1 protein-coding gene is annotated in these 1,593 nt (G+C 63.8%); it reads right to left on the bottom strand.

Going from position 1 to position 1,593, the window contains the following annotated elements; genetic code table 11:
- Positions 1–1,323 (bottom strand): excinuclease ABC subunit UvrC (gene uvrC, locus V2I46_14925; protein ID MEE4178796.1); only part of this gene is annotated, 1,323 nt, incomplete at its 3' end.
- Positions 1,324–1,593 lie beyond the last annotated feature (270 nt).

Below are 1,593 nucleotides of genomic sequence, written 5' to 3'. Positions count from 1 at the left end.
CTTGATCAACGCGGCGTGCATCGCGGCGTAATCGTCGCCGGGGGTGATGCCGCTGATGTTGTAGCGCCGGTAGTCGGATTTTTTCAGGTCGTCACCCTCGTACACCACACAGGACGCGACCGTGGCTTCGCCCATGGTGTGCGAGATGTCGAAACACTCGATGCGATTCAGTTGCGGCAGGTCGAGTGTTTCGCGCAGCGCGGCCAGTCGCTGCGACTGGTTGGCGCGGTCGGCGCTGCGCCGTGCGGCCGACAGGCGAGCATTCGCCTGTGCCATGGTGAGCCAGACCTTGCGTTCGCCGGTGACGCGATGCTGAAGCATGACCTTCTTGCCAGCCTGCTGCGTCAGCAGCGCCTCGAGCGCGCCGCCCTCGATGGCTTCGCTCACCATGATGCGCGCCGGGACCGGATGGTCGAGGTAGTGCTGGGCGATGAAGGCTTCCAGCGCCTCGGCCGGTGTCGCGCCTTCGCTGTGCTGCGGGAAGTAACTGCGGTCGCCGAGATGCCGTCCGCCGCGGATCATGGTCAGATTGACCGCGATGACTCCACCGGCCTCGGCCACCGCCACGACGTCGGCATCGGCTTCGCCGCCCGTGGTGTCGACGAACTGTTTTTCGCGCACCGTCGCCAGCATCCGCAGACGGTCGCGCAGATGCGCGGCGGTCTCGAAATCCAGCGCGGCCGCTGCGGCGTTCATCTCCTCGGTGATCGTCTCGGTCAGCGCGGTGGCCTCGCCGTGCAGTAGCTGGGCGGCCTCGGCGACATCACGCGCATAGGCTTGCGGGGTGATGAGCCCGACGCAGGGCGCAGTGCAGCGTTTGATCTGATGCAGCAGGCAGGGACGCGAACGGTTGGCGAACACCGTGTCCTCGCAGGTCCTCAGCTGGAAAACCTTCTGCAGCAGCTGGATGCTCTCGCGCACCGCATAGGAGTTGGGATAGGGCCCGAACGCGTGATCACGCTTGTTGGGCGTGCCGCGAAAGTAGGCCAGGCGCGGAAAACGGTGCCCGGTCAGCAGCAAATAGGGATAGGACTTGTCGTCGCGGAACAGGATGTTGAAACGCGGCTTGAGTCCCTTGATCAGGTTGTTTTCCAGCAGCAGCGCCTCGGCCTCGGTGCGCGTCACCGCGGTGTCGATGTGGTCGACGCTCTTCAGCATCAGACGGATGCGCGGGCTCTGGTCGCTTTTCTGGAAGTAGCTGGAGACGCGCTTTTTCAGGTCTTTCGCCTTGCCGACGTAGAGGACCGCACCGGCCCCGTCGATCATGCGATAGACGCCGGGCAGGGTCGGCAGCGAAGCGAGGAATTCCTTGTCGACGCTCATCTCCGGAAAGCCTCTTGTCTGCGAAGGAGGCGAAGGGCCGCTAAGTAAAGGCCTGAAGATCTTCTTCGTGTTGCTTCGCGTCCTTCGCGGACAAAAAACTCACTCCTCATCCAGCAGCTTGCCGGCGATGGCCCAGTTCTCGTCGGGGAGTTCCTCGAACGCGATGTAGGTGTAGGACGCGGGCTTGTCGGCGTGGCGCTCCAGGGTGGCAGTGATTTCCTCGGCGACTTTCTGCTTCTGCTCGCGGGTCAGTTTGCCGGCGAGCTTGAT

This window comes from Bacteroides sp. (assembly GCA_036351255.1).
Lineage (GTDB): Bacteria > Bacteroidota > Bacteroidia > Bacteroidales > UBA7960 > UBA7960.
This window is presented reverse-complemented; position numbering and strand designations above follow the sequence as displayed.